Annotated in this window: 18 protein-coding genes; 11 read left to right on the top strand and 7 right to left on the bottom strand. The window is 62.0% G+C overall.

The features are described from left to right. Positions 1 to 46: 46 nt before the first annotated feature. A complete protein-coding gene (locus tag AB1E33_RS10315; protein ID WP_372577174.1) occupies positions 47 to 1,192 on the bottom strand; it encodes an adenylate/guanylate cyclase domain-containing protein in 1,146 nt (381 codons plus the stop codon). A 172-nt stretch (positions 1,193 to 1,364) separates the two neighbouring features. Here AB1E33_RS10315 and AB1E33_RS10310 point away from each other — a divergent pair, with 172 nt between their 5' ends. Then, the gene (locus tag AB1E33_RS10310) at positions 1,365 to 1,580 is read left to right on the top strand and encodes a DUF1127 domain-containing protein (protein ID WP_372577173.1); all 216 of its coding nucleotides are present in this window, start codon (positions 1,365 to 1,367) and stop codon (positions 1,578 to 1,580) included. Between the two features lie 77 nt (positions 1,581 to 1,657). Here AB1E33_RS10310 and AB1E33_RS10305 read toward each other — a convergent pair whose 3' ends face one another. After that, complete coding sequence (locus tag AB1E33_RS10305) at positions 1,658 to 2,443, bottom strand: FadR/GntR family transcriptional regulator (RefSeq protein ID WP_372577172.1); 786 nt, start codon at positions 2,441 to 2,443, stop codon at positions 1,658 to 1,660. Positions 2,444 to 2,763: 320 nt separating this feature from the next. On the opposite strand from AB1E33_RS10305, the gene AB1E33_RS10300 reads away from it, so the two are divergent. The 3 genes from AB1E33_RS10300 to dld all read left to right on the top strand — a co-directional run bounded on the left by AB1E33_RS10300 (position 2,764) and on the right by dld (position 7,708). Continuing rightward, positions 2,764 to 3,813 (top strand): TRAP transporter substrate-binding protein, encoded by a 1,050-nt coding sequence (locus tag AB1E33_RS10300; protein WP_372577171.1) that lies wholly within the window; start codon positions 2,764 to 2,766, stop codon positions 3,811 to 3,813. A 123-nt stretch (positions 3,814 to 3,936) separates the two neighbouring features. Beyond that, complete coding sequence (locus tag AB1E33_RS10295; RefSeq protein ID WP_372577170.1) at positions 3,937 to 6,003, top strand: TRAP transporter large permease subunit; 2,067 nt, start codon at positions 3,937 to 3,939, stop codon at positions 6,001 to 6,003. A gap of 13 nt (positions 6,004 to 6,016) precedes the next feature. Further along, positions 6,017 to 7,708 carry a D-lactate dehydrogenase gene (gene dld / locus AB1E33_RS10290; RefSeq protein ID WP_372577169.1) on the top strand — a complete coding sequence of 564 codons (1,692 nt, stop codon included), beginning with the start codon at positions 6,017 to 6,019 and terminating at the stop codon, positions 7,706 to 7,708. Positions 7,709 to 7,726: 18 nt separating this feature from the next. Here the strand turns inward: dld and AB1E33_RS10285 are convergent, their stop codons facing one another. From AB1E33_RS10285 to AB1E33_RS10270, 4 genes are read right to left on the bottom strand one after another with little or no spacing between them, the layout of a single operon-like run. Beyond that, on the bottom strand, positions 7,727 to 8,881 hold the full coding sequence (locus AB1E33_RS10285) for an ABC transporter permease (protein WP_372577168.1): 1,155 nt from the start codon (positions 8,879 to 8,881) through the stop codon (positions 7,727 to 7,729). Further along, the gene (locus AB1E33_RS10280; RefSeq protein ID WP_372577167.1) at positions 8,878 to 9,906 is read right to left on the bottom strand and encodes an ABC transporter permease; all 1,029 of its coding nucleotides are present in this window, start codon (positions 9,904 to 9,906) and stop codon (positions 8,878 to 8,880) included. Before AB1E33_RS10280 ends, AB1E33_RS10285 begins: the two co-directional genes overlap by 4 nt. 13 nt (positions 9,907 to 9,919) lie before the next feature. Further along, the gene (locus AB1E33_RS10275; RefSeq protein WP_372577166.1) at positions 9,920 to 11,836 is read right to left on the bottom strand and encodes an ABC transporter substrate-binding protein; all 1,917 of its coding nucleotides are present in this window, start codon (positions 11,834 to 11,836) and stop codon (positions 9,920 to 9,922) included. Next, positions 11,829 to 13,601 (bottom strand): ABC transporter ATP-binding protein, encoded by a 1,773-nt coding sequence (locus tag AB1E33_RS10270; protein ID WP_372577165.1) that lies wholly within the window; start codon positions 13,599 to 13,601, stop codon positions 11,829 to 11,831. Before AB1E33_RS10270 ends, AB1E33_RS10275 begins: the two co-directional genes overlap by 8 nt. A gap of 231 nt (positions 13,602 to 13,832) precedes the next feature. Here AB1E33_RS10270 and AB1E33_RS10265 point away from each other — a divergent pair, with 231 nt between their 5' ends. The 7 genes from AB1E33_RS10265 (at position 13,833) to AB1E33_RS10235 (ending at position 21,855) form a co-directional block, all read left to right on the top strand. Next, positions 13,833 to 14,333: a class I SAM-dependent methyltransferase gene (locus tag AB1E33_RS10265; protein WP_372577164.1), complete on the top strand. Its 501-nt coding sequence runs from the start codon at positions 13,833 to 13,835 to the stop codon at positions 14,331 to 14,333. Between the two features lie 24 nt (positions 14,334 to 14,357). After that, positions 14,358 to 14,987 carry a glutathione S-transferase family protein gene (locus AB1E33_RS10260; protein ID WP_372577163.1) on the top strand — a complete coding sequence of 210 codons (630 nt, stop codon included), beginning with the start codon at positions 14,358 to 14,360 and terminating at the stop codon, positions 14,985 to 14,987. A gap of 111 nt (positions 14,988 to 15,098) precedes the next feature. Continuing rightward, a complete protein-coding gene (locus AB1E33_RS10255) occupies positions 15,099 to 17,501 on the top strand; it encodes a GcvT family protein (RefSeq protein ID WP_372577162.1) in 2,403 nt (800 codons plus the stop codon). Then, positions 17,498 to 19,012, top strand: a complete 1,515-nt coding sequence (locus tag AB1E33_RS10250) for a trimethylamine methyltransferase family protein (RefSeq protein WP_372577161.1) — start codon at positions 17,498 to 17,500, stop codon at positions 19,010 to 19,012. The genes AB1E33_RS10255 and AB1E33_RS10250 overlap by 4 nt, the downstream gene beginning before the upstream one ends. Then, positions 19,013 to 19,687: a TetR/AcrR family transcriptional regulator gene (locus AB1E33_RS10245; protein WP_372577160.1), complete on the top strand. Its 675-nt coding sequence runs from the start codon at positions 19,013 to 19,015 to the stop codon at positions 19,685 to 19,687. Further along, a complete protein-coding gene (locus AB1E33_RS10240) occupies positions 19,684 to 20,988 on the top strand; it encodes an NAD(P)/FAD-dependent oxidoreductase (protein WP_372577159.1) in 1,305 nt (434 codons plus the stop codon). Before AB1E33_RS10245 ends, AB1E33_RS10240 begins: the two co-directional genes overlap by 4 nt. A gap of 105 nt (positions 20,989 to 21,093) precedes the next feature. Continuing rightward, the gene (locus AB1E33_RS10235) at positions 21,094 to 21,855 is read left to right on the top strand and encodes a hypothetical protein (protein ID WP_372577158.1); all 762 of its coding nucleotides are present in this window, start codon (positions 21,094 to 21,096) and stop codon (positions 21,853 to 21,855) included. Here the strand turns inward: AB1E33_RS10235 and AB1E33_RS10230 are convergent. Further along, complete coding sequence (locus AB1E33_RS10230; RefSeq protein WP_372577157.1) at positions 21,792 to 25,226, bottom strand: indolepyruvate ferredoxin oxidoreductase family protein; 3,435 nt, start codon at positions 25,224 to 25,226, stop codon at positions 21,792 to 21,794. The two genes, AB1E33_RS10235 and AB1E33_RS10230, sit on opposite strands and share 64 nt — an antisense overlap. Between the last annotated feature and the right edge of the window lie 59 nt (positions 25,227 to 25,285).

Genomic DNA, 25,285 nt, shown 5'->3' with positions numbered 1-25,285 from the left:
CGTTGCAAGACACATGAAAACGCTCTCGGGACACCGGGGGCGTTTTTCAATTTGCGGGCGCGTAAATCTCTTGTGGTGTGGCGACACCTTTCAGAAGGACCGAGTCCAGCCTGCTGGCTTGCGTCCTGACCCGCTCCGCGATCTCGCGGGACATCAGGACCGGTTGCCGCAGACCGGCACACAGGCTTTCGATCCGGGCCGCGATGTTTACCGCCTGACCCAACACGGTGAAATCCAGCCGCTCCTCGGCGCCGATATTGCCATAAAGCACCTGCCCGAAATGCAGCCCTGTCCCGAACGAGAGCGGCAGAGGCGGGTCGAGACGGGCGGCCGCATCAATTGCCGCAAGGGCCGCATCCAGCGCCGATTGGCAGGCCTGTTCGGCTTCCCCGGTATCGGGAAACACCGCCAACACCCCATCGCCCAGAAATTTCAGGATTTCGCCGCCATGATCAGATATCGCCCGGTCGAGCAGTTCGAAATATCGGTTGGCCATGGCCATTAGCTCCGGCGGGTCAAGCCGCGCGCTCCAGCCGGTCCAGTCGCGAATGTCGCTGACCAGTATCGCGGCGTCGATGGTTTCGATGTCGCCACGGGTGATCTGGCCGGACAGCACCCGCTGCCCGGTGCGCGGTCCCAGATAGGCCTCGGCAATGGCTGTGGACAGGTTCTGTAGTCGGAACACTTCGGCGATCGGGGTCAGCGCGATGGCGACCGAACTCAGGCGCGCAAGATCGTCATCAGTGAACCCCTCAACCGCGTCGGTAACGAAAATCGCAATGCCGCTGCTACCCGATGAGAAGGGCAGGCGCAGGCCGAAATAATCCGTCGCCCCCCTTTGTCTCAACTCATGAAAGACCACATGATCCGAGGCGGTGAGCGTATCCAGCCTGCGCCGCAAGGGTTGGTCGGATTTGTTGAGCTGTTCCATTGGGCTGCCAATATACCCGCTGCGTTGCTCCAGCCCGTGCGTGGCTTGCAGCGGAGTGGTGGCCGTGCCGCCGCGTTCCCAAACCGCGCTGACGGCGGTGACCAGCGGATGCACCGTCCGCATCGAATAGCGCACCCGCCAGAGTGGCGCACCCTGCGTCAGCAGGCGCGGGCCCAGCGCGTCCACGACGGCGGTCAGCGTCGGCAGTCGCCGCCCCTCTTCCAACAACCACCGAATGACCGGCGCTTCGTTCCAACTCATCCAACTCACCTCCGGGATTCAGGGTCCCCTGCAAGGCCATGCAACAGATGCATAACGGCCAGTCCCAAACATCGCTTGCTGGTCCCCCCGAGGTTACCTAAATGACCGCCATCGGTAACAGACCAGAATCTTTGTCAGGAAATTCGTCCTGACGCACTGAAAGGAACACAACATGGCACATACACTTACACATGCCTCCGCCCCTATCGGAATTTTCGCGCGCCTGCGCTCGCTTTTTGAAGAAGCGAAAGAGGCCCGCGCCCGCCGCTCGCTTTATGTCCGGACCGTCAAGGAACTGGAACGGCTGACTGACCGCGAGCTTGCCGATATCGGCCTGGCCCGCAGCAGCATCACCGAAACCGTGGATCGTCACATTTTCGGTCACTGAATTCGACTGCACCGTCACTCACGCGAAAGCGCCCACGGTCCTCCGGGGGCGTTTTTTGTTGCGCTGGTCCGGTTTGCTCAGCCGGATAGAAGGCGGCGCTTTTCGGCCATCGCCTCGCGTTGTGAGCGTTTGATGCCGGTACGGAACGAATCCTCGACAAAGTCGAGATGCGCCAGCGCGGCTTTTTCGGCCTGTTCCGCATCGCCGTCGATCACGGCCTGACCAAGTTCAAGATGCTGTTCCAGCAACCGCTTGCCGGTTCCGTCGATGGATTTGAGGTATTCGCGGTTATAAAACACGCCCTGCCGGGTCAGATGGTAGATCGAGGCCATGATGTGAATTAGCGTGGCATTCTGGCTGGCATCGACAATCGCGGAATGCAGTTGATAATCCGCCTCACGCGAGCTGTCGGGGTCATTCTCTTCCCAGGCGCGCTGCAGCCGGTCGAGGATTTCCGCGATCCGCTCCTTGTCGGCCTTGGTCGCGCGTTGTGCGGCTAGCCGGGCGGCAAAACCTTCCTGCTCGCGGCGATATTCAAGGTAATCGAAAAACGCCGGCTCATGGCGGCCATAAAGATCCAGCAGCGCCGGCATCATCGCCTGACCCGTCAAGGGCGCGATGAAGCTGCCCTCGCCATGGCGCGTGGTGACCAGCCCGCGCTCCTCCAACACCTGCAGCGCGTCGCGCAGCTTGGGGCGCGAGACATTGAGCGTTTCTGCCAGGTCCCGTTCCGACGGCAGTTTGCGTCCCTGTTTCAGAATCCCAGCGACGATCAGGGCTTCGATCTGAGAGATCACGGCTTCAGAAACCGATTCGTGGTCAATCGGCTCAAAGAGGGATGTTGGGGTCAGTTTGCTGGGCATGGGTTGCCTCCGGTGTCGCTGCGCTTGGTAAAGTATATTAACCTCAGGTGTCTCGATTTCAATCAAAACATCGTATCGCGTGCAGCGGCATAACTCTCTGAAAATTAGCTGAAAGCTATCACATCGAGTGAGAACTTCAAGACTTCCCTTCAACGGCAACCGCGCGAATTCCGGCCAATTCAAAGGTTAGAGAGGTGTCAAGTGGTAAATAAAATTGTTGACTTAACATAGTGGTAAAAATTATGAACCACTATAAGGCGCAGGAAATCCCGGCGCTCTGACCAGGGACGGAACCGTCCAAAACTGTTGGAGGAGACATCATGAAAAACGTTCTGACCGGATTGGCCGTGGCGGCCAGCCTGATGGCAGGCCCCGCTATTGCTGCCGACAAGATGCTGCTGAAAACCCCGATCGCGTTCTCGACCGCATTGCCGGGTCTGGGGTCACCCATTCCGCGTGTGGCCGAGCAGCTGGACCTGATGTCGGGCGGCACGCTGAGGATGAAAGTGTATGAGCCGGGCAAACTGGTGCCGCCGTTTGAGATTCTAGATGCCGTGTCGTCGGGCAAGATAAACTCGGGCTACACCACCGCAGGCTATTGGGCGGGCAAGATCCCGGCCGCACCTCTGTTTTCTGCCGTTCCCTTCGGCCCGGAAGCGGGCGAATACATGGCATGGCTTTATTACGGCAACGGCATGAGCTTGTATCAGGAGATGTATGATCAGGCGGGTTTCAACGTCAAAGTCATCCCCTGCGCGATCATCGCCCCAGAAACCTCGGGCTGGTTCGCCACCGAGATCAATTCGCCCGACGATCTGAGCGGTCTCAAGATGCGCTTCTTCGGTCTGGGCGGCAAGGTGATGCAGAAGCTTGGCGTCGCGACCTCGCTCCTGCCCGGTGGTGAGATCTTCCCGGCGCTGGAAAAAGGCGCGATCGACGCCACTGAGTTTTCGATGCCTGCCATCGACGCCCGTCTTGGATTCCACAAACTGGTCAAGTTCAACTACTTCCCCGGCTGGCACCAGCAGGCGACCGTGTTTGAACTGCTGGTCAACAAGGATGTCTGGAACGAAGCCTCGGAACAGCATCAGGCCATCATCGAAAACGCCTGCAAGGCCTCGATGGCTGACAGTTTCGCCGAAGGCGAGGCGATCCAGCATGCGGCGCTGATCGACAATGTTGAAAACAACGGCGTCGAGATCAAACAGTGGAACGAAGACATGCTGAACACCTTCCGCAGCACCTGGGAAGAGGTTGCTGCCGAAGAAGCCGCCAATGACGCCTTCTTTGCCAAGGTGCTGGGCGACATGAGTGAATTCCGCGACGGCTATGCGGTCTGGAAGGAAAACGCGTTCCTCCCACGCAAGTAATCCAACAGACCCATATCGGGAGCGGCCGTCTCAATCCGGGCCGCTCCCACCCTGATTTTCAGAATTTTCCAGATCTTTCTGCCGCATTCCCGGCCCGACCCGTCATGTCCTGAGGAGGAGACAATGTCACAGAAGCTACGCACACCGGATGATCCGATTGAAGTCTATGAGACCCTGCTGGAACACCCAGATGTCGACAACCAGGCCCTGGCCACCGGCATCGACAAGACCATCAAGGGCATCGGCAATGTGGTCATGTGGGCCAACCTCCTGCTGGTGGCGGCCATCGTGTCTCAGGTGGCGATGCGTTATCTGCTGAACCAGAACTACCCGAAACTGGATGAGATCCAGTGGCATTTCTACGGGTTGGTCACGATGATCGGCATTTCATATGCGCTGGTCACCGACAGCCACGTGCGCGTCGACGTGCTGCATATGCAGCTCAGCCGCCGCGCGCAGCGGATCATCGAGGTTGTGGGCATCCTGACCCTGCTGGCGCCGTTCATCTATCTGATGATCGACCAGGGCTATGACTATTTCTACGAAAGCTGGCGCGTGAACGAACGCTCGGACAGCCCCACCGGCCTGCCGGCCCGCTGGGCGCTCAAGGCGGTGATCCCGGTCAGCTTTGTCCTGTTGGCTTTTGCCGCCATCGCCCGGCTGCTGCATGATGTCCATGCGCTGCTGTTCGGCCCCGAGGCCGAGCGCACCGGGTCCGGCCTACGGCTGATCTTCTGGGCACTTTTCGGGTTCGCGGTGGCCGCAACGGCACTGACTTTCCTGGTGGAAACGACCGAGGAAAAACTGGTCATCGTAATGTTCCTGACTTTCATCGCGCTTCTCTTCACCGGGTTCCCGGTGGCCTGGGCGCTGGCGGGCGTTGGTGTGGCTTTCTGTGGGCTCGCGTATCTCTTCGACAACGGCATGATGAACTGGACCGGGATGGAAGAGACCCTGACCGGGCTTGATTACCTGACCCTTGGCGCGGTGGTTAACCGGGTCTATGCGACCATGTCGAACGCGGTTCTGGTGGCGCTGCCGATGTTCATCTTCATGGGGTTGATGCTGGATGAATCCGGTGTTGCCGAACGTTTGATGACCTCGATGCAGCGGCTCTTTGGCACGGTGCGCGGCGGTCTGGCGATCACCGTGACCATGATCGGCATCATCCTGGCCGCCTCCACCGGAATCATCGGTGCCTCGGTGGTGCTGCTGGGCGTGCTGTCGCTGCCATCGATGATGGAACAGAAATACGCGCCTACGCTCGCGGCGGGTGTGGTGTCGGCCTCGGGCACGTTAGGCATCCTGATCCCGCCTTCGATCATGCTGGTAATCATGGCCGATCAGATGGCGCTGTCAGTGGGGGATCTGTTCATGGCGGCGGTGTTTCCCGGCGTCATCATAGGCGGCCTCTACCTGACCTACATCTTCATCATTGCGCTGATCAAGCGCGACGTGGCCCCGGTGCCCGAAGGCGCGAAGCGCCCCGACTGGGACGCCGTCAAGGACGTAATGATCGCGGTTCTGCCGACACTGGCGCTGATCCTTGCGGTTCTTGGCTCGATCTTTGCCGGCCTGACCACACCGACCGAAGCCTCGGGCGTCGGTGCGTTGGGCGCGACCCTGCTGGCCCTCGGTTATCGCAAGCTGACACTGGCGAAGCTGGTCAACGTGCTCAAGGCGACATTCAACACCACCGCCTATATCTTTGCGATCTTCCTGGGTGCGACAGTGTTTTCCTACGTGCTGCGCGAGCTGGGCGGCGACGAATTGATCGAGGACATGATCACCGGCACCGGTTTTGGCCCCAATGGCACTGTCTTCATGATCCTGTTCATCGTGTTCCTGCTGGGCTTCGTGCTGGACTGGATCGAGATCACGCTGATCGTTCTGCCGCTGATGCGTCCGATCGTGAACGGGCTGGGCATGGATATTCCGGGCTTTGACGCGATTGACGAGCCTTCGCTGGTCTGGTTCGTGATCCTTGTGGCGGTCACATTGCAGACCTCGTTCCTGACCCCGCCGGTTGGATTTGCGCTGTTCTACCTGAAAGGCGTCTGCCCACCCGAGATCAAGCTGTCGCATATCTACAAGGGCATCATCCCCTTCGTGCTGCTGCAGTTGACCGGTCTGGCACTTGTCTTCCTGTGGCCCGCGCTGGCGACCTGGCTGCCTTCGGTGGCCTACTGAGAAGGAAGCTGACATGGACGACGCAACGCTTATCTCTGCCTTCCGCGACGTTGTCGGGCGGCGCCATGTTCTGACCGGCGCGCGCGCGACAGAACGCTTCCGCAAGGGGTTCCGGTCGGGCGAGGGCGAGGCGCTTTGCGTCGTTCAGCCCGGCACGCTGCTGGAGCAGTGGAAGGTCCTGCAGGCCTGTGTTTCGGCGGACAAGGTCGTGATCATGCAGGCTGCCAATACCGGGTTGACCGAGGGGTCCACCCCCTCGGGCCGCTATGATCGCGACGTCGTGCTGATCAACACCCGCCGCATGGACCGGATCGAAAAGCTGGGGCAGGGCGAGCAGGTTGTAGCCTTTCCCGGTTCGACGCTTTTTGGGCTGGAAAAGCTGCTGGACCCGCTCGGGCGCGAGCCGCATTCGGTGATAGGCTCGTCCTGCATCGGGGCGTCGATCGTCGGTGGGGTGTGCAACAATTCCGGCGGTTCGCTGGTCGAGCGTGGCCCGTCATATACGGAAATGTCGCTCTTTGCGCAGATAGACGCAGAAGGCAGGCTGAGCCTCGTGAACCATTTGGGCATTGATCTTGGTGACACGCCGGAAGAAATCCTGACCCGGCTGGAAACAGGTGATTTCGACCACGATCCTGCCGCGAGTAACCGTAAGGCCTCGGCCTCGGATTATGCCGATCAGGTGCGCAAGGTGGATGCCGACACGCCTGCACGCTTCAACGCCGACAAGCGCCGCCTCTACGAGGCGTCGGGCTGCGCGGGCAAGCTGGGCGTCTTTGCCGTGCGGCTGGATACCTATGCCAAACCCGAGCGGCTAAAGACCTTCTATATCGGCACCAATGATGTCGCTGACCTGACCGGGTTGCGCCGCCATATGCTGGCCGATTTCGACGCATTGCCGGTCTCTGCCGAATACATGGAACGCGAGGCCTTCGACATCACCGCGCGCTACGGCAAGGACACGGTGATGATGATCGACTGGCTGGGCACCGACCTTCTGCCCCGCTTCTTTGCGCTCAAAGGGGCGGTCGATGCGCGGTTGCGCAAGGTACCCGGCCTGTCGAACTTCACCGACAGGTTCATGCAACTCCTTTCCCGGCTGACGCCACAGGTGTTGCCGAAACGCATCCGGGATTATCGCGATCGCTACTGCCATCACCTGATCCTAAAAATGCGCGATGACGGCATCGATGAAGCCGCAGGGTTCCTGACCTCATTCTTTGAAGCTCGCGATGGTGGGTTCTTTGAATGCAGCAACCGCGAAGCCAAGATAGCGGCGCTGCAACGCTTTGCCGCTGCCGGGGCCGCCGTTCGCTACATGGCGATCCACAAGAGTGAGGTTGCCGATATCATCCCACTCGATATCGCGCTGCGCCGCAATGACCGTGACTGGTACGAGCAACTGCCCCCCGAGATCGAAGCGCAATTGGTGGCCAAACTCTATTACGGCCATTTCATGTGCCACGTGCTGCATCAGGACTATGTCGTGCGTAAAGGGGCCGACGCCAAGGCGCTCAAGGCGCGGATGCTGGAAATCCTCGATCAGCGCGGCGCGGAATACCCGGCCGAGCACAATGTCGGCCATCTCTATCCTGCCAAGCCCGGCCTCGCTGAGTTCTACAAGTGTTGCGACCCGACCAATTCCTTCAATCCCGGCATCGGCAAGATGTCAAAGGCGCGCAATTACGCCGGAGACACGATCTGACGCGCGAGCGGGCCGTACCTATTGTTGATAGGGATCCAGGCTGTCCCGTAATCCGTCGCCGAGGAAGTTGAAGGCCAGCACCACGACGATGATCGGCAACATCGGGATGGCGGTCCAGGGATAGATCTCGATCGAGGCGAGGTTTTGCGCGTCGTTCAGCATCACGCCCCAACTGACCGCAGGTGCCCGTAGGCCCAGACCAAGGAAACTCAGCGCGGTTTCCCCAAGGATCATGGCCGGGATCGATAGCGTGGCCGAGGCGATCAGGTGGGACATGAAGTTGGGCAGCAGATGCTTGCGGATCACCCGTCCCGATCCCGCGCCCATCATCTCGGCGGCACGGACATATTCCTCTTCCCGCAGAGACAGGAACTTGGCCCGTACGGCGCGCGCCAGACCGGGCCAGTCAAGAATGCCCAGAATGATCGAAATGACAAAGAACACCGCCACCGGCGACCAGTTAGACGGCACCGCCGCCGACAGCGCCAGCCACAGCGGCAGTTCTGGCAGGCTGCGCAGAATCTCGATCACCCGGTTGATGATCCAGTCGGTCTTGCCCCCGAAATACCCCGCAATTGACCCAAAAAGGATGCCCAGAGTGAAAGATACCGTAATGCCGATCAGCCCCACGGTCAGCGACAGCTGCGCGCCATAAAGGATGCGGCTGAACACGTCCCGCCCCAACCGGTCCGAACCCCAGAGGAACACGGTCGCACCTTCGGGCGCGCAGAACAGATGGGTCTCGGACGGGATGAATCCCGCCAGCTTGTATTCACCGCCCTTGCAGAAGAACTTGAGGTTCTGCGGATCGCTCTTGTCGGGGATGAATTTCCATTGGAAGGTCTCCAGATCCGGCTCGGCGGTGATCGGGTAGATGAACGGCCCCTTGAACGCGCCCTCATGGAAGAAATGAACCGCCTGTGGCGGGGCATAGAGGTGGTCGCCATTGCGTTCGTTGGGCGTATAGGGCGCGATGAAGCCCGCGACGGGCAGCATCAGATAGCTCAGCAGCAGGAAGAGACCCGAAAACAGGCCCAGCTTGTGGGTTTTGAACTTGCGCCAGATAAGCACCCAGTTCGGCGCGTCCAGATCGCGCCGCTCCAGCTGTTGCAGCGAGGCATCGGGATCATAAGGCGCGTCGTCGACATAGCGACCGTCGGGCAATTGGGTCATGTCTCGCGCCCCTCATAGCGGATACGGGGATCAAGCAGCACCAGCAGCACGTCCGAAATCATCGTGCCGACCAGCGTCAACAGTGCCACGAACATCAGGATGAAGCCCGACAGGAACAAGTCCTGCGTTTTCAGCGCGGTCAGCAGGCTAGGGCCAATAGTCTGCAGGCCCAGCACGACCGACACGAGAACCGAACCTGATACCATCGACGGCAACAGGTTTCCGATATCTGCCACAAACGGGTTGAACGCCACGCGCAGCGGATACTTGTACAGCATCCGCGTGGGCGACATGCCCTTGGCGATGGCGGTCTCGACATAGGGCTTGCCCAGCTCGTCCAGCATGTTGGCGCGCAACCGCTGCATCATCGCCGAGGCGCCCGAGGTGCCGATCACGAATGTGGGCACGATCAAGTGGATCAGGATGGATTTTGCCTTCTCCCAACTCATCGGCAGTCCTTCAAAGCCGGGGTCCATAAGCCCGCCGATGGGCAGGTCAAAAAGTTTGTGACCATAGTAGAACATGATCAGCGCCAGCAGAAAGTTCGGCGTGGCAAGGCCCAGATAGCCGATGAAGGCGGAACTGTAATCGACCCAGGTACGCGACCGCGCCGCGGCCAGAACACCCAGTGGCAGGGCCACCAGATAGACGAACAGGACTGCGGCCAGATTGACCAGAACGGTTAGCCACAGGCTTTCGCCGACAATTTCGGAGACGGGGCGGTCGAACTCGAAGGACCAGCCGAAATTGCCCTGAATGAGCCCAGAAAACCCATGTGGGCCGGGCAAAAAGCCCATCCAGATCATGTATTGCTGCCACAAAGGCCGGTCGAGCGCGTATTCGGTGCGCAGGAACTCTGCCTTCGCCACGCCCGCCGATTGGCCCGAGGCCTGCAGTTCCGCGATCTGATTGCTCAGATAGTCGCCGGGCGGCAGGTTGATGATGGCGAACACCAGCACCGACACCACAAGCAGCGTAAGCAGCATCGTGATGAAGCGATAGATCGCATAGCGCAGGATGACCATTCACTTGTCCCCGTCACTCGGCAAAAAAGAACTCGTCCATCCGGTGCACGCCGAAATGCGCGCCTGGGTCCCAGGCCCACATTCCCTTTTCGGGAACGTTGCGCAGTTTGTTCGAAACTACGACTGGCTGCGGCGCGCCTGCCAGAATACCGATGCCATAAAGCTGGTCGGCATGGATGGCCAGCATTTCCCGCCAGGCAGCTTCGCGCGCCTCGGGTGTTGAGGCCTCGTTCCAGTCATTCAGCAACTCCATCAAGCGCTGTGCTTCGGGCAGGTCAGGGGCTTCGCCAACTTCGCCGCTGGTCTGGTAATACTGGCCCCATTTCGGCCAGGCCAGGAACACCTGATCGGTAGGGGCTAGGTAATCGGGCGAGGTATACTCGCGCGGCAACCCGTTGTCCCAGCCATACCAGACGGAAGCCATGGTGCTACCCGCAAAGACCCGGTTGCGCAGGATGTCGCGGTCCAGCGGGCGCATCACCAGCTTGACCCCGATATCGCGCCACGTATCAGTCACGATCTGCAGCGCGTTCTCGACCTCCTGCCGCTCGCCTGCGGTCTCGATGACAAACTCCATCGGGCGCCCGTCGGGCAGCAGGCGTGTTCCGTCCGGCGCGCGCTGGTCCAGCCCAGCCTCGTCCAGCAGGCGGTTGGCCGTTTCGGGGTCGAACTGCGCCCAGGCATCGCGGTTGCCTTCTTCGAAGAACGGGCTTTCCGGCAGCACAGTCATCGAGCCGGGCTTGGCGAGCTTGAAGTAAAGCGCCTGATTGATCGTGTGCCGGTCGATGCCCAGCGATAACGCACGGCGCACCCTGGCATCGCGCAGCACTTCGCGCCAGACTTCGTCTTCGTAGTTCAGGTTGGGATAGATCGCGATCTGTGAGGCGACGCCGGTGCTCCAGAGCTGTGTATTGTAGTCACCCTCGGCCTCGCCTTTTTTGAGGATCGAGGCATCGCGGAAATCCAGACCGCGCGCCTGAAGATCGGATTCGCCCGCGTTCGATTTGGCCGCGACCAGACCGGGGGCCACGATTTCCATCTCGACCACGTCGATATAGGGCAGTTGCACCCCGTTGCTGTCGATCCGGTGGTAGTATGGGTTGCGCACGAAATTGTGTCGGATCTTCTTGCCCGAGCTTGCGTTCACCCAGGGCTGCAGCGTGGGCAGCTTGTGATTGTCGAACTTGTAAAGATTGTCGAGCTTGTTGTGCAGCGAGGCCCAACTTTTGACCCGCTGGTCCTCGACCTTTGCCGCCAGTTTTTCGGGATCGGCATAGTCGCTGTGATACTCCTTCAGAAACTCTGACGGGCGATAGATGAAGGGCGGGCGGGCCTGCGCGAGTGACTGCAGAAAATCGGGATTGGGGGAGGTCCACTCATAGATGATGGTTTGTTCGTCGGGGAAGCTCACCTTGGGCAATTCACCCTCGACCTGCAGGAAATCAGGCGGGCCCGAGGGGCTGAGCAGCTCGTTATTGGCCACATCTTCCCACCAGTAGCGAAAATCTTCCGAGGTGAAGGGCGACCCGTTGGACCATTTATGGCCCGGGCGCAGGTGCAACGTGTATTTGCGGTTGCCTTCGTTCTCGTAAGAGGCAAGCAGATCGGGCTGGATTTCGTAGTTCTCGTCATAGCCCACCAGGCGTGCATAGCCATAGACGACCATCTGCCGGATGTCCTTGGACCGGGTGATCATCGTGTTCAGCGTGCCGCCCTCGGTACCGAACTCGCGCCCCTTCGCCTCAAGGTCGACAACGATCGGATCGGTGGGCAGACGCTCTGCGATCGGGGGTAGGTGGCCGGCATCGACCTCGGATTTCCAAAAGCCGCCTTCCTGCAACTCGGGCAGGGTGGTCGCTCCCGCTGGTAACAGCCCGGACAGGGCTAGGGCGGAAGACAATAGAAAACGACGGCAACGGGTGTCAAACATGGCAACGTACCTTATGGCCAGGCTCCAGTTCCACAAGCGACGGTACCACCTGTTCGGTGAAACGAAAGGCATCGTCCCACTTTTCCGGTGAGCCTGCGCCCTGAGCCACGAGTTTCAGGTTGATGGGCCGGTCGATATCCGGCTCCGGCTGCGCCGCGATCAGCGCTTTGGTATAGGGGTGCCGGGGATTGTAGAACAATGTGTCGGGCGGCGCCTGTTCGACCACCAGCCCCTGACGCATCACCGCCACCTCGTCGGCAATCCGCGCCACTACGGCCAGATCATGCGAAATGAAAAGATAGCTGAGGCCCAACCGCTCCTGCAATTCCTCCAGCAGGGTCAGAATCTGCTCCTGCACCGACACATCCAGTGCCGAGGTCGGCTCGTCGCACACGATCAGCGACGGGTCCAGCATCATCGCGCGTGCGACAGACAGGCGCTGGCGCTGGCCGCCGGAAAAGGCATGCGGGTAGCGTTTGAGCATATCCGGGTTCAGCCCGACCCGGCACAGCATTTCCTCGGCCTTGTCGCGCTGTTCGGAGCGCGTGCCGATGCGGTGGATCTCAAGCGGTTCGGTCATTGCGTCCTGCACCCGCATGCGCGGGCTGAGCGAGCTGTAGGGGTCCTGGAATACCATCTGCGCCTGACGCTGGAACCTTGTGCGCTCGGCGCGGGTCATGTTGTGCACGGCGACCGGATCATCACCTGGCCGGGCGCGGAACAGAATCTCACTGCCTGGGTCGGGCAGCTCCGCCCCCAGTGCGATCCGTGCCGCGGTCGTCTTGCCCGAGCCGCTTTCTCCCACGATGGCCAATGTCTTGCCGCGCGCCAGCTTTAGGTCGACGCCGCGGCAGGCATGCACTTTGATCGCCGGTTTCCAGCCCGATCCGGCGCGCATCGTATAGGTTTTTGAGACCTTGTTCATCTCGAGGATCAGGTCGTCCTGCGGCATCGGCAGGCCCACGGTGTCGCGATCCGGAATCTCGGGCGCGGCGTTGAACAGTTGCTGCGTATAGGGATGTGCAGGCGCTTTCAGAATCGCGGCGGCGCTGCCAGCCTCCATCACTCGGCCCTTGTGCATCACCACGACCTGCTCGGCCATGTTGGCCACGACACCAAGGTCATGGGTGACCAGAACCAGCGCCATGCCGGTCTCACGCTGCAATTCCTTGATCAGGCCCAGCACCTGCGCTTGTGTGGTTACGTCCAGCGCAGTTGTCGGCTCGTCCGCGATCAGCAGATCGGGCTTAGCAACCATCGCCATCGCGATCATCGCCCGCTGCCGCATTCCGCCAGACAGCTCAAACGGATAGGACCTGTATGCGCGCTCGGGGTCGGGGAAACCGACACGCTCGAACTGCTGCAGGACCTGCCGACGCGCTTCGCGCTCGCTGGCACCGCGATGTAGCCACAAAACCTCGCTCACCTGATTGCCAATCCGGTGCAGCGGCGACAGCGATCGCATCGGCTCCTGAAAGATCATCGACACCCGATCACCGCGAATGTCGCGCAGCTTGCGCTCGTTGAGTTCCGACAGAACCAGAGGCGTGCCTTTGCCACCCAAGGTGACCCGCCCCGAGGTGATGCTGGCCGTGCGCGGCAGGATGCGCAGCACGGCGCGACAGGAAATGGTCTTGCCCGACCCGGATTCCCCGACCAGCGCAAGGGTTTCGCCCGGCGCGACGCTGAAACTGACATTCTTGACCACCGGTTCGGCCCCGCCGAAACCGATGCTCAGATCGTCAACTGAAAGCAGAGGGGTCATTCAGCCGGTCCTGGAACCATGGCCTCGCCGAAACATACTGATTTTTTTATCCCCGTGGTCATTTTGCGCCACTTTCGCTTGCCGGTGCCCATGTAGTCAAACCCGAATTTGTGACGGGACCTCACGAAAAGCGGAGGTCAGGCCAATCCACCCTACACAATTGGTTGGCGATTTGGCATCACCGGCGTGACGCCGCGCATCTGACGGCGCGTTTGCAACGGAGTGTCCCGCGTGACCCAGACCCAGACCCGCCTTGATCTGTTCATCGACCGGATGGTCTCGCAACGGGCCTGTCTCGATCACGCGATATCCCTGACCACCGGCATGACAGGCCCGGTGTTCGAGCTTGGCCTCGGCAACGGCCGGACCTATCATCACATGGCGCAGCGGGTCAGCGGGCGTGATATATATGTCTTTGAACGCAGCCCCGCCGCGCATCCCGATTCCACGCCGCCTGAACGGCAGTTGATTCTGGGTGACGTACGCGAGACGCTGCCGGCGACGCTGCAGCGTTTTGGCGCGGTTGCCAGTTTGATTCACGCCGATCTGGGCGGGCACAATCGCGAGAAGAACGATGCCTTTGCCCGCTTCGTTTCGCCGTTAATCGAACCGCTTCTGGCACCGGGCGGACTGATGGTGTCGAGCGACCGGATGTATTTCGAGGGACTGAGCGAAGAACCGCTGCCGCAAGACGCCGTGCCAGGGCGGTGTTTCATCTACCGCGCGCCCTGAGCGGCAACAGACAGGAGAGACTGCATGATCTTCTACGATTGCAAGACCGCCCCCAGCCCGCGCCGGGCGCGGCTTTTCATCGCTGAAAAGGGGATCGAGGTCGAAACCCGCGAAGTTGCACTGGGCGAAGGCGCACATCTCGCGCCTGAGTTCCGGAACATCAACCCAAACGCCACTGTGCCGGTGCTGGTCACCGATGAGGGCGCTGTGCTGACTGAAAACCTTGGCATCGCGGCCTATCTCGAGGCCAAGTTTCCTGAGCGGCCCCTGATGGGCGATACGGCCGACGAAAAGGGCCTTGTCCTGATGTGGAACGCTATCATGGAACAGCAGGGGGGGGCGCCGATCGCCGATGCGCTGCGCAACTCCAGCCCGCGCATGGAAGGCCGTGCCATCGTGGGTCCGGTGAATTTTCAGCAGATCCCGGAACTGGCCGAACGGGGCAGGGTCCGGGTTGGGCTGTTCTTTGACCTGCTCGAAAACCGCCTGTCCGAAGCGCCTTACCTGGCGGGAGAACGCTTTACGCTGCCCGACATCAGCGCGCTGGTCTTCGTCGAGTTTGCGCGCGCGATCCGCATGGCGGTGCCCGAGGAACACAGCGCGACACTCGACTGGTATGCCCGTGTGAAGGAACGCCCCAGCGCCTCTCTCTAAAGCCGATGCAATACGGGTGCGAAACCATGCGCCCCGAACTGTACAGAAATGTCTAGACAGAAGTGAACAGTCTGGCTAGCGTCTGATCCGACAGGTCCATGGGAGGGTCGGATGAAGTCGCATTACCGCGTTGTCGTGATCGGTGGGGGCGTTGTCGGCGCCTCGGTTCTTTATCATCTGGCCAAGCTGGGCTGGTCTGATGTCTGCCTGATCGAACGCTCGGTCCTGACTGCCGGGTCAAGCTGGCATGCGGCGGGTGGTATCCACGCGCTAAACGCCGATCCCAATATCGCTGCGCTGCAGGCCTATACGATTGACCTGCTGCCCGAGATCGAAAAGGAAAGCGGCCAGAATATCGGCCTGCACATGACCGGCGGTCTGACTATGGCCGGAACCCCGGATCGCTGGGAATGGCTGCAATCGGCCTATCGCGTGTTCCAGTCCATCGGCATCGAGGATTGCCGTCTGGTCACCCCGGAAGAAGCGGGTGAGCTGAACCCGATCATGTCGACCGAAGACCTGCTGGGCGGCATGTGGGCCGACCGCGAAGGGTATGTCGATACCACCGGCACCGTTCACGCCTATGCCACAGCCGCCAAGAAACGCGGTGCCGAGGTGATCGAAAATAACCGGGTTCTGGAATTGATCCAGACTGCCGAGGGCTGGCAGGTGGTGACCGAGAAAGGCACTGTGACCTGCGAACATGTGGTCAATGCCGGTGGCCTCTGGGCCAAGCAACTGGGCCGGATGGCAGGGATCGAACTGCCGGTCTCGCCGCTCAAGCATCACTACCTGATCTCCGACACCATTCCGACGCTCGAAAAGCTGGATTTCGAGGTGCCGATGACCGTCGACCTCGAAGGGTTCACCTATATGCGGCAGGACCAGAAAGGCCTGCTGCTGGGCATTTACGAGATCGATCATGAACATTGGGCCATGGATGGTGCGCCCTGGGAGTACGGGATGGAGCTGTTCAACGAACAGACTGACCGGATCGAGAACGAACTGATCCTTGGCTTCGAACGCTACCCCGACCTGCAGGAGGTTGGCGTCAAGACATGGGTTAACGGCGCCTTCACCTTCTCGCCCGATGGCAACCCGCTGGTGGGCCCGGTGCCGGGCAAGCGCGGCTACTGGTGCGCGTGCGCGGTGATGGCCGGGTTCCTGCAGGGCGGTGGTGTTGGCAAGTCGCTGGCCGAATGGATGATCCATGGCGAGCCCGAGGCCGATGTCTATGGCATGGACGTGGCACGCTATGGCGATTTCGCCCAGAACAAGCGCTATATCCGCGAGACGACGGGACAGTTCTATTCCCGCCGCTTCGTGATGACCTATCCAAACGAGCAATTGCCTGCCGGACGGCCTTTAAAAACCGCGCCTGCCCATGATGCGATGACGCAAGCGGGCTGCAAATGGGGCGTCAGCTGGGATCTGGAAGTGCCGCTTTATTTCGCGCCGCAGGGGTTCGAAGAGACACCGACCTTGAAGCGCTCCAACGCTTTCGACATCGTGGGTGAAGAATGCCGGGTGATCCGCGAGGGCGTGGGCCTGCTCGACATCACAGGGTTTTCCCGGTTCGAGGTGACCGGCCCAAGGGCCGAGGCGTGGCTCGATACGCTGATGGCCTCGAAACTGCCAGCGCCGGGCCGTGCAAAACTCGCCCCGATGCTCAGCGAGACCGGTAAGCTCAAGGGTGACCTGACCGTGCTGAACTGGGGCGATGGCAGCTGGTGGATCATGGGCAGCTATTACCTGCGCGCTTGGCATATGCGCTGGTACAACGATCACATGGAGGACGGAGTCTCGGTCCGCGATCTGGGTGAAGAGATTTGCGGGTTCGCCCTGGTCGGTCCGAAATCGCAGACGGTGATCGAGAGGGTGGCTGAGCAGGACATCTCCGATCTTAATTTCATGAGTTGCGGTAGCTATGACATCGGGATGCTTCGCACACGCGTGGCGCGCATGTCGGTGACCGGCGAGAAAGGCTACGAGATCAATTGCCGCTACGGTGATCATACCACCCTGCGCCACATGCTGCTGGAGGCTGGGGCCGAGGACGGCATCCGCGAGTGTGGCTTCAACGCGATGCTTTCGACACGGATTGAGAAGAGCTTTGGCATCTGGTCGGCGGAATTCACCCAAGGCTACACGCCCGGCATGACCGGCATGGATCGGTGGATCGACTGGTCGAAAGAGTTCGTCGGCAAGCTGGCCGCTGAGGGTGAGCGCGACGGCAATGGCCCGGCGCAGCTTCTGGTGACGCTTGAGGTTGAGGCGGATGACGCCGATGCCAGCGGCTATGAACCGGTCTGGGCCGGTGAGGAAAAAGTCGGGTTCGTCACGTCGGGCGGCTATGGCCACACGACCGGAAAATCGCTGGCCATGGCGCTGGTGAACCGGGAGCAGGCGGCGGTTGGCACCGATCTGTCGGTACATGTGGTGGGCGTGCAACGCGCGGCCAAGGTCATCGCACCGTCGCCCTACGACCCCGATGGCAAGGCGATGCGATTATGACCCGGCGCGGGCGACGGGCGCGGGCGGCAGAGGCCCCGACGCGCAAGGTGGATTACCACAATCTGCGCAATCCCTTTCCACCGATGAATGCCTTCACCGAGGACCGGATCGAGGCGCTGCATCAGGCCTCACTGACGGTGCTGGAAGATATCGGCATCAAGGTCCTGCTGCCCGAGGCGCGCAAGCTCTTTGCCCAAGGCGGCGCGCGGATCGAGGACGAGATGGTCTTCATCGGGCGCGACATGGTCGAGGCGGCCATCGCCTCGGCCCCCAAATCGATCCTGATGAAAGGCGCCGTGCCCGAGCGCGACATCACGCTGGAACTGGGGCGGCTGGTGTTCCAGCCCGGCGCGGGTGCGCCACATGCCACCGATCTGGTGCGGGGCCGTCGCCCGGGCACGATCCGCGATTTCCGCGAGATGGTGCAGGTCACCCAGGCTTTCGACGTGCTGCACATGGTGCCACCGCTGGTCGAAGCACAGGACGTGCCGGTCGAACTGCGCCACTATGCGATGACCGAGGCCGAGCTGACGCTGAGCGACAAAGTGCCGTTTCTCTATTCGCGCGGAACGCCGCAGGTGATGGACGGATTCCAGATGATCCGCGAGTTTCGCGGGCTCTCGGACGCCGAATTCCAGGCGCAGCCCTGGTGCTACACGATCATCAACACCAACTCGCCCCGCGTGATCGACATGCCGATGGCGCAGGGGTTGATCGACTTCGCCCGTTCCGGGCAGATGTCCATCGTCACACCCTTTACCCTGATGGGGGCGATGGCGCCGGTCACCGTGGCGGGCGCGATGACCCTCAGCCATGCCGAGGCGATGGCGGCGATCACGCTGACACAACTGGCCAAGCCGGGCGCGCCGGTCTGTTACGGCACTTTCACCAGCAATGTGGACATGAAATCCGGCGCGCCCGCCTTCGGCACGCCAGAGCATTTCACCGCCTCGCTGGTCGCGGGCCAACTGGCGCGCAAGCTGCGTCTGCCTTGGCGGTGTGCGGGCGGCAGTGCGGCCAATATCAATGACGCGCAGGCCGCCAATGAAACGCAGTTCGCGCTTTGGGGCTGCCTGATGGCGGGCGCGACGGTGGTGATCCATTCGGCCGGCTGGCTGGAGGGCGGGCTGACGGTGTCGTTCGAAAAGATCATTACCGATCTGGAAGTGCTGCAGATGGTGGCCGAGCTGTGCGCCGGAACCCCCGCCAGTGACGCCGATATCGCGTTGGACGCGCTGCGCGAGGTACAGCCCTCGGGCCATTTCTTTGGCGCTACGCACACGATGGAGCGCTACCAGACCCAATTCTATGAGCCGCTGGTCGGCGACTGGTCGAATTTTGGTACCTGGACCGAGCGTGGCGAGGTAGATGCCAACCACCGCGCCACCGGCATCTGGCAGGAAATTGTCGAAAACGGCACCGCACCCGCCCATGACCCCGACCGTATTGCGGGCCTGACCGAATTCATCGCGCGCCGCACCCAAGAGGGCGGCGCGGCCCCGGAGAGCTGAATGAACACTAAACCGATCCTGCACCGCGACGACCCCGAGGCCGAGCCTCTGGTCGGCAACATCAAGGTCACCCGCGATGACTGGGTGAACGTGGCCATGGATGTGCTGATCTCGGACGGGGTCGAGCAGGTCAAGGTCATGAATCTGGCCGAGCGGATGGCGGTCTCGCGCTCGTCCTTCTACTGGTACTTCAAGTCTAGGCAGGACCTGCTGGATGCGCTGCTAGCGAAATGGCAGGCCACCAACACCGCCGCACTGATCGCGCAGGCCGAGGCCCCTGCCAGGACCATCACCGCCGCCGTTTGCAACGTGCATCGCTGCGTGGTCAACACCGACCTCTTCGACACCGCGCTGGATTTCGCCGTGCGCGACTGGGCGCGGCGCGAGGGCAAGGTCCGGCGCATGCTAGACCAGTCCGACGCCAAGCGTCTATCCGCGCTGCGAGCCATGTTCGCACGATTCGGATATGAGGAGCTGGAAGCCGAGACCCGCGCGCGTGTCCTCTATTACATGCAGATCGGCTATGATCTGGCCCAGCTCAACGAACCGCAGGACATCCGGCTGTCGCTGGTGCCGCAATACCTTTTCGTCTTCACCGGCGTCGAACCCCTGCCCGAGGAAATCGAGGAATTCGCCGCCTATGCCCGCAGCTTCTGGGAGGAAGACCAGACATGACCAACCCTGACGCAATCCTCATCGGAACCGGAGTGATCGGATCGGCCATTGCCTTCGAGATGGCGAAAGCGGGCTTGAAAACCCTGTCGCTGGACCGCAACGCGCAGGTGGGCCACGGCTCGACCGCCGGGTCCTGTGCGATCATCCGGATGCATTATTCCACCTTCGACGGCACCGCTTTCGCGTGGGAGGGCTATCACTACTGGCGCGACTGGGCGGAGTATCTGGGCCTGCCTGAAACCGCTGATCTGGCGCAGTTCCGCGAGACCGGCTGTCTGGTGATGAAGACCGAGGCCAACGGGTTTCTCGCCAAGCACATGAAGAACTCCTCCGCGCTGGGCTGCCCGTTCGAGGAACTGACACCGGATCAGATCACCGAGAGGTTGCCGGTCTACGCGCTGGACAGCTATGTGCCCGCCAAGCGCATGGACGATCCCGGTTTCGGGCACCCCAATGGCGGGCATCTCAGTGGCGGCGTGCTCTGGCCCAATGGCGGTTATGTCACCGACCCGGCGCTTTCGGCGCAAAACCTGATGCAGGCGGCGCGCCAACACGGGGCCGAAGTCAGGACCGGGGCTGAGGTGGTCGAGATCCTGCAATCCGGTGGTCGTGTGCAGGGCGTGAAACTCGCCTCGGGAGAAGAGATTCATGCTCCTGTCGTGGTGAATGTCGCGGGGCCGGGCTCGGCGCTTATCAACGGCATGGCCGGGGTGCTGGACGACATGACCATCGCAACGCGTCCGCTGCGGCAGGAGGTGGTGCATGTGCCCAGCCCCGAAGGTTTCGATTTTGAACAGGACGGCCTGATCGTCTCGGACAGTGACATTGCGTGTTACTGCCGCCCCGAACACGGCAATCACATTCTTGTCGGCTCGGAAGATCCGGAATGCGACCCGCATCAATGGTGCGCGGATGACACGCATTACGACACCAACTTCACCGACCAATGGACCACGCAGGCGATGCGCTACGCACAGCGCGTGCCCAGTCTTGGCATCCCCTCACGGATGCGGGGCGTGGTCGACCTCTATGATGCGTCGACCGACTGGATCCCGATCTATGACAGGTCCAGTCTGCCTGGGTTCTACATGGCCTGCGGCACCAGCGGGAACCAGTACAAGAACGCCCCCATCGCGGGCAAGATGATGGCCGCACTGATTGCTTATTGCGAGGGTGGCGGGGATCACGATGCCAATCCGCTGCGCTTCGAATTGCCCTATCTGGAAAAAGAGATCGATGTCGGGTTCTATTCGCGCAAGCGCCCGATCAACGAAGAAAGCAGTTTTTCCGTATTGGGATAATCCGGGCCTATCAAATCGTTGCGCCCAGAATTGAGCATCCCGCCTCTGGACCTGCGATCGCATGCGCCTATCTTCTGTGGGCAGCGCATGATCCGGAGGTGCCCCGTGCCAGACTCGCAAACCCGCGTGCTGATCCTGGGCAGTGCGCCGGCGGCCGAGGCCGCTTGTGACTGGCCGAAGGCGCCCTTCACCCACATCGTCGCGATCAACAACGCGTGGCGGCTGCGCCCCGACTGGGACATCCTGATCCACCCCGAGGATTTTCCCGAAGCGAACCGGCCCAAGAGCCTCGCACCCGGCCAGCGGATCGTGACCCACGCCGATTACGTGCCAGCGCAAAACGGTTATGGTGGGTTTGTCTTTGCCGGCGGTACCATGGCCTTCACGGCGGGCTATTGGGTGCTGGCCGCCCTGACCCCGTCGGTGATCGCCTTTTGCGGCTGTGATATGGTCTACCCGGCCTCCGGCAAGACCCATTTCTACGGCACGGGCGCGGCGGACCCGCTGCGCGCGGATGTGACCCTGCGCTCGCTCGAGGCGAAATCGGCGCGGCTTGCGCTATTTGCCGTGCGGCAGTCCTGCCGGATGGTGCGCCTGTCTCAGGGGGAGAGCCGTCTGGTCGTCCCGCCCGTCATGCGGTCCGACCTCGACCGCGTCGCCCTGCCGGATGGCGCGGTGATGGAACGAGCGCTGGACGCCGAGCGCGCGCTGGGTTATTTTGTGCCCTCGGGCCGCTATTGGGAGTGTCAGGACAGGTTCGACCCCGCTGCCATCGACGCGGTCGACCAATTGTGGCTCGAGGCTTATGCGCAGGCCACCGATCCACCATGCGCCGAGAGGTCCGCCGCCACCGACGCCCGAACCTGATCTGCGGACTCGGCGCGCACAGGACCATAGCCTCGAATGCCATCGGGGGCAGCGAGGATGCGGCCCCAGTGATCAGCATGGTCCGGGGCGGGGTCCGCCATGGCCTGCGCGATCAACCCCTCATACCATTCCAGCAACGCGCGATGCAGCCGTGCCTCGTGATGGTAGCGGAACGGGTTCAGGATCGACCCGCGCAGCCCGCGCAGGGCCGCCAGCCCGCGCAGCACCGGGTGTAGCCACGGACCGAAGGTCTGCTTCACCGCCCGCCCGCGCCCATCCTTGCGAAACCCCAGCAGCGGCGGGGCCATGTGGTAGGTGACGCGGTAGTCGCCCTCGAACTGCCCGGCCAGCTCTGTGGAAAAGCGCGCCTCGCTCATCAACCGCGCCACCTCGAACTCGTCCTTGTAGGCCATCAGCTTGAACAGGTTGCGGATCACGGCGCGCTGCATCGCCTCGGGCGCGTCCGGTTGTGCGTCACGAAACGCTGCGACCCAGTTGGTATAGCGCCGCGCATAAGCCGCATCCTGGTAATCGGTAAGGAACCCCGCCCGGCGCGCGATCATCTCGTCGGTGCTTTCCTCCTCAGGCTGCTTGTCGCGGTACCCTTGCAGCCGGGAGGGATCAACAGCCATGCAGCGCCCTATGGCAAAGGCCAGACGGTTGCGCGCGACCGCCACCCCGTTCAACTCGATCGCCTGCGCAATAGCGATGTCCGAGACCGGCACCAGCCCGCGCTGCCAGGCAAAGCCCAGCAGGATCACATTGGCAAACACGGTATCCCCCAGCAGCGCCTCTGCCGCCGCGTTCGCGTCGAACCCGGCGACATGTTCCGTGCCAACCACAGCGCGGATTGCTTTTTCGCGCTTGTCCACGTCCAGCCGCGCGTCGCGGCGCAGCACGATATCGCCCGTGGGCATCTCGGCGCGGTTCAGCACCACATGCGTGCCCGCGCTGTAATGCGCCGAGGCCTTGGGTGCCGAGCTTACCACGATGTCGCATCCGATCACCGCATCCGCTGTGCCCTGATCGATACGCACCTGGTTGAGGTCACTCTGCCGGTCGGCCAGCCGCACATAGCTGAGCACCGTTCCGAATTTCTGCGCGAACCCGGTGAAGTCGAGGACCGAGGCCCCCTTGCCCTCCAGATGCGCGGCCATGGTGATCAGCGCGCCGATGGTCACCACACCGGTGCCGCCGACGCCGGTGACCAGCAGGTTGAATGCCGTGTCGAGCCCGGGCAGTTCGGGCACGGGCAGGCCCCGTTCCAGCGAGCCGGAATCCAGTGTCACCGCGCGTTTGCGCCGCGCCGCGCCCTCGACCGTGACAAAGCTGGGGCAGAACCCGTTCAGGCAGGAATAATCCTTGTTACAGGAACTCAGGTTGATCCGGCGCTTGCGCCCGAACGGCGTCTCTTTCGGCTCAACGCTCAGACAGTTGGATTCGACCGAACAATCGCCGCAACCCTCACAGACCAGATCGTTGATCCAGACAAAGCGTTTGGGGTCCTCCATCTGGCCCCGTTTGCGGCGGCGGCGTTTCTCGGAGGCGCAAGTCTGTTCATAGATCAGAACCGTGACACCGGGGATCTCGCGAAGCTCGCGCTGTAGGCTGTCCAACGCAATGCGGTCGTGAAACGAGGTGCCCGCCGGAAAATCGGCGCGGCGGTAACTGGAGATATCGTCCGAGGCGACCGCGATCCGCGCCACTCCCTCGGCGCGGCAGGTCTGGGCGATGCCCGCAACGCTGATCGGACCATCCACCGGCTGCCCGCCGGTCATCGCCACCGCATCGTTGTAGAGGATCTTATAAGTGATGTTGGTGCCCGCAGCGACCGCCTGCCGGATCGCCAGCGAGCCGGAATGATACCATGTCCCCTCTCCGAGGTTTTGAAAGATATGCCCGCCGCCGGTGAATTTCGAGGCCGCCACATGCGGCACGCCCTCGCCACCCATCTGCGCATAACCTGCCGTCTGCCGGTCCATCCAGCTTGCCATCACGTGACAGCCGATGCCGCTGCCCGCCGTCGATCCTTCGGGGATTTTGGTCGAGATGTTATGCGGGCAACCCGAGCAGAAATAGGGCGTGCGGGTCGCGCCGTCGACCTGGATCAGGGATGGCGGCGGGGCGGTCAGGGTGCGGGCCTTGGCGGGCAGGCGCTCCTCAGGAAAAAACCGGTCCAGCCGCGCGGCCACGATGGGCACCAGCATCAGCGGGCTCAGTTCGCCGGTCCAGGGGATCAGCGGCTCGCCATGGCTGTCATATTTGCCGACCATCTTTTGCGGCTTGTCGCCCGGCCAGTCGTAGAAATACTCCTTGAACTGCGACTCGATGATACCGCGCTTTTCCTCGACCACCAGCACCTCGGCCTTGCCCCGCACAAAGCGCAGCGCGCTGCGGCGGGCCAGCGGCCAGACCATGCCGACCTTGTAGATGTCGATGCCAAGGCGACGGCAGGCGGCTTCGTCCAGCCCCAACAGCCGAAGCGCCTCCATCAGGTCCAGATGGCCCTTGCCGGTGGTGACAAAGCCGAACCGCGCGCTCTCGATGTCATAGATGCGCCGGTCGATCGGATTGGCCTCGGCAAAGGCGCGCACGGCGCGCAGCTTGGCTTGTATGCGGGTCTCGATCTCGGGCGAGGGCAGGTCGGCGCGGCGCACATGCAGCCCCCCGGCGGGCAAGTCGATCTGCGGCAGCGTGAAGCGTCGGTCGGGGCGCAGTGTGACCGCGCGCGCGCTTTCCACCGTTTCCGAGACCGCCTTGAAGCCGACCCAGGTGCCAGAAAACCGCGACAGGGCCAGGCCGTACTCGCCGAATTCCAGATATTCCGCGACCGAGGCCGGGTTCAGCACCGGCATGAACCAGCTCAGAAAGGCGGCATCCGATTGGTGCGGCATCGACGAACTGACGCAGCCATGATCGTCGCCCGCCACCACGAGAACTCCGCCCTTGGCGGCAGACCCATAGGCATTGCCATGTTTCAGCGCATCTCCCGACCTGTCCAGGCCCGGCCCCTTGCCGTACCACATGGAAAACACGCCCTCGACCGCGCAGTCCGGGTCCAGAATGGCCTGCTGGGCGCCTAGCACTGCCGTGGCACCCAAGTCCTCGTTTACGGCGGGCATGAAGGTGATGCGGTCAGCCTCCAGCCGGTCCTGCGCGCGCCAGAATTCCAGATCCAAAGCGCCTAGCGGCGAGCCGCGATAGCCCGAGACAAATCCGGCTGTGTTCAGCCCTGCGGCGCGATCGCGCCGGGCCTGATCCATCATGATCCGCACCAGCGCCTGCGTTCCCGTCAGAAACACGTGCCCTTCGATCAGGTCATAGCGGTCCTGTAGGCGGTAGGACCGCAACTGCGTCTCGTGACGGGTCATCGGAAATCCCTGCCGTTTGGTGCTGATTGATGAAAGGATAATCCGGCAAGAGAGGAAAG

Source organism: Ruegeria hyattellae, from assembly GCF_041537925.1.
GTDB lineage: Bacteria > Pseudomonadota > Alphaproteobacteria > Rhodobacterales > Rhodobacteraceae > Ruegeria_C.
This window is presented reverse-complemented; position numbering and strand designations above follow the sequence as displayed.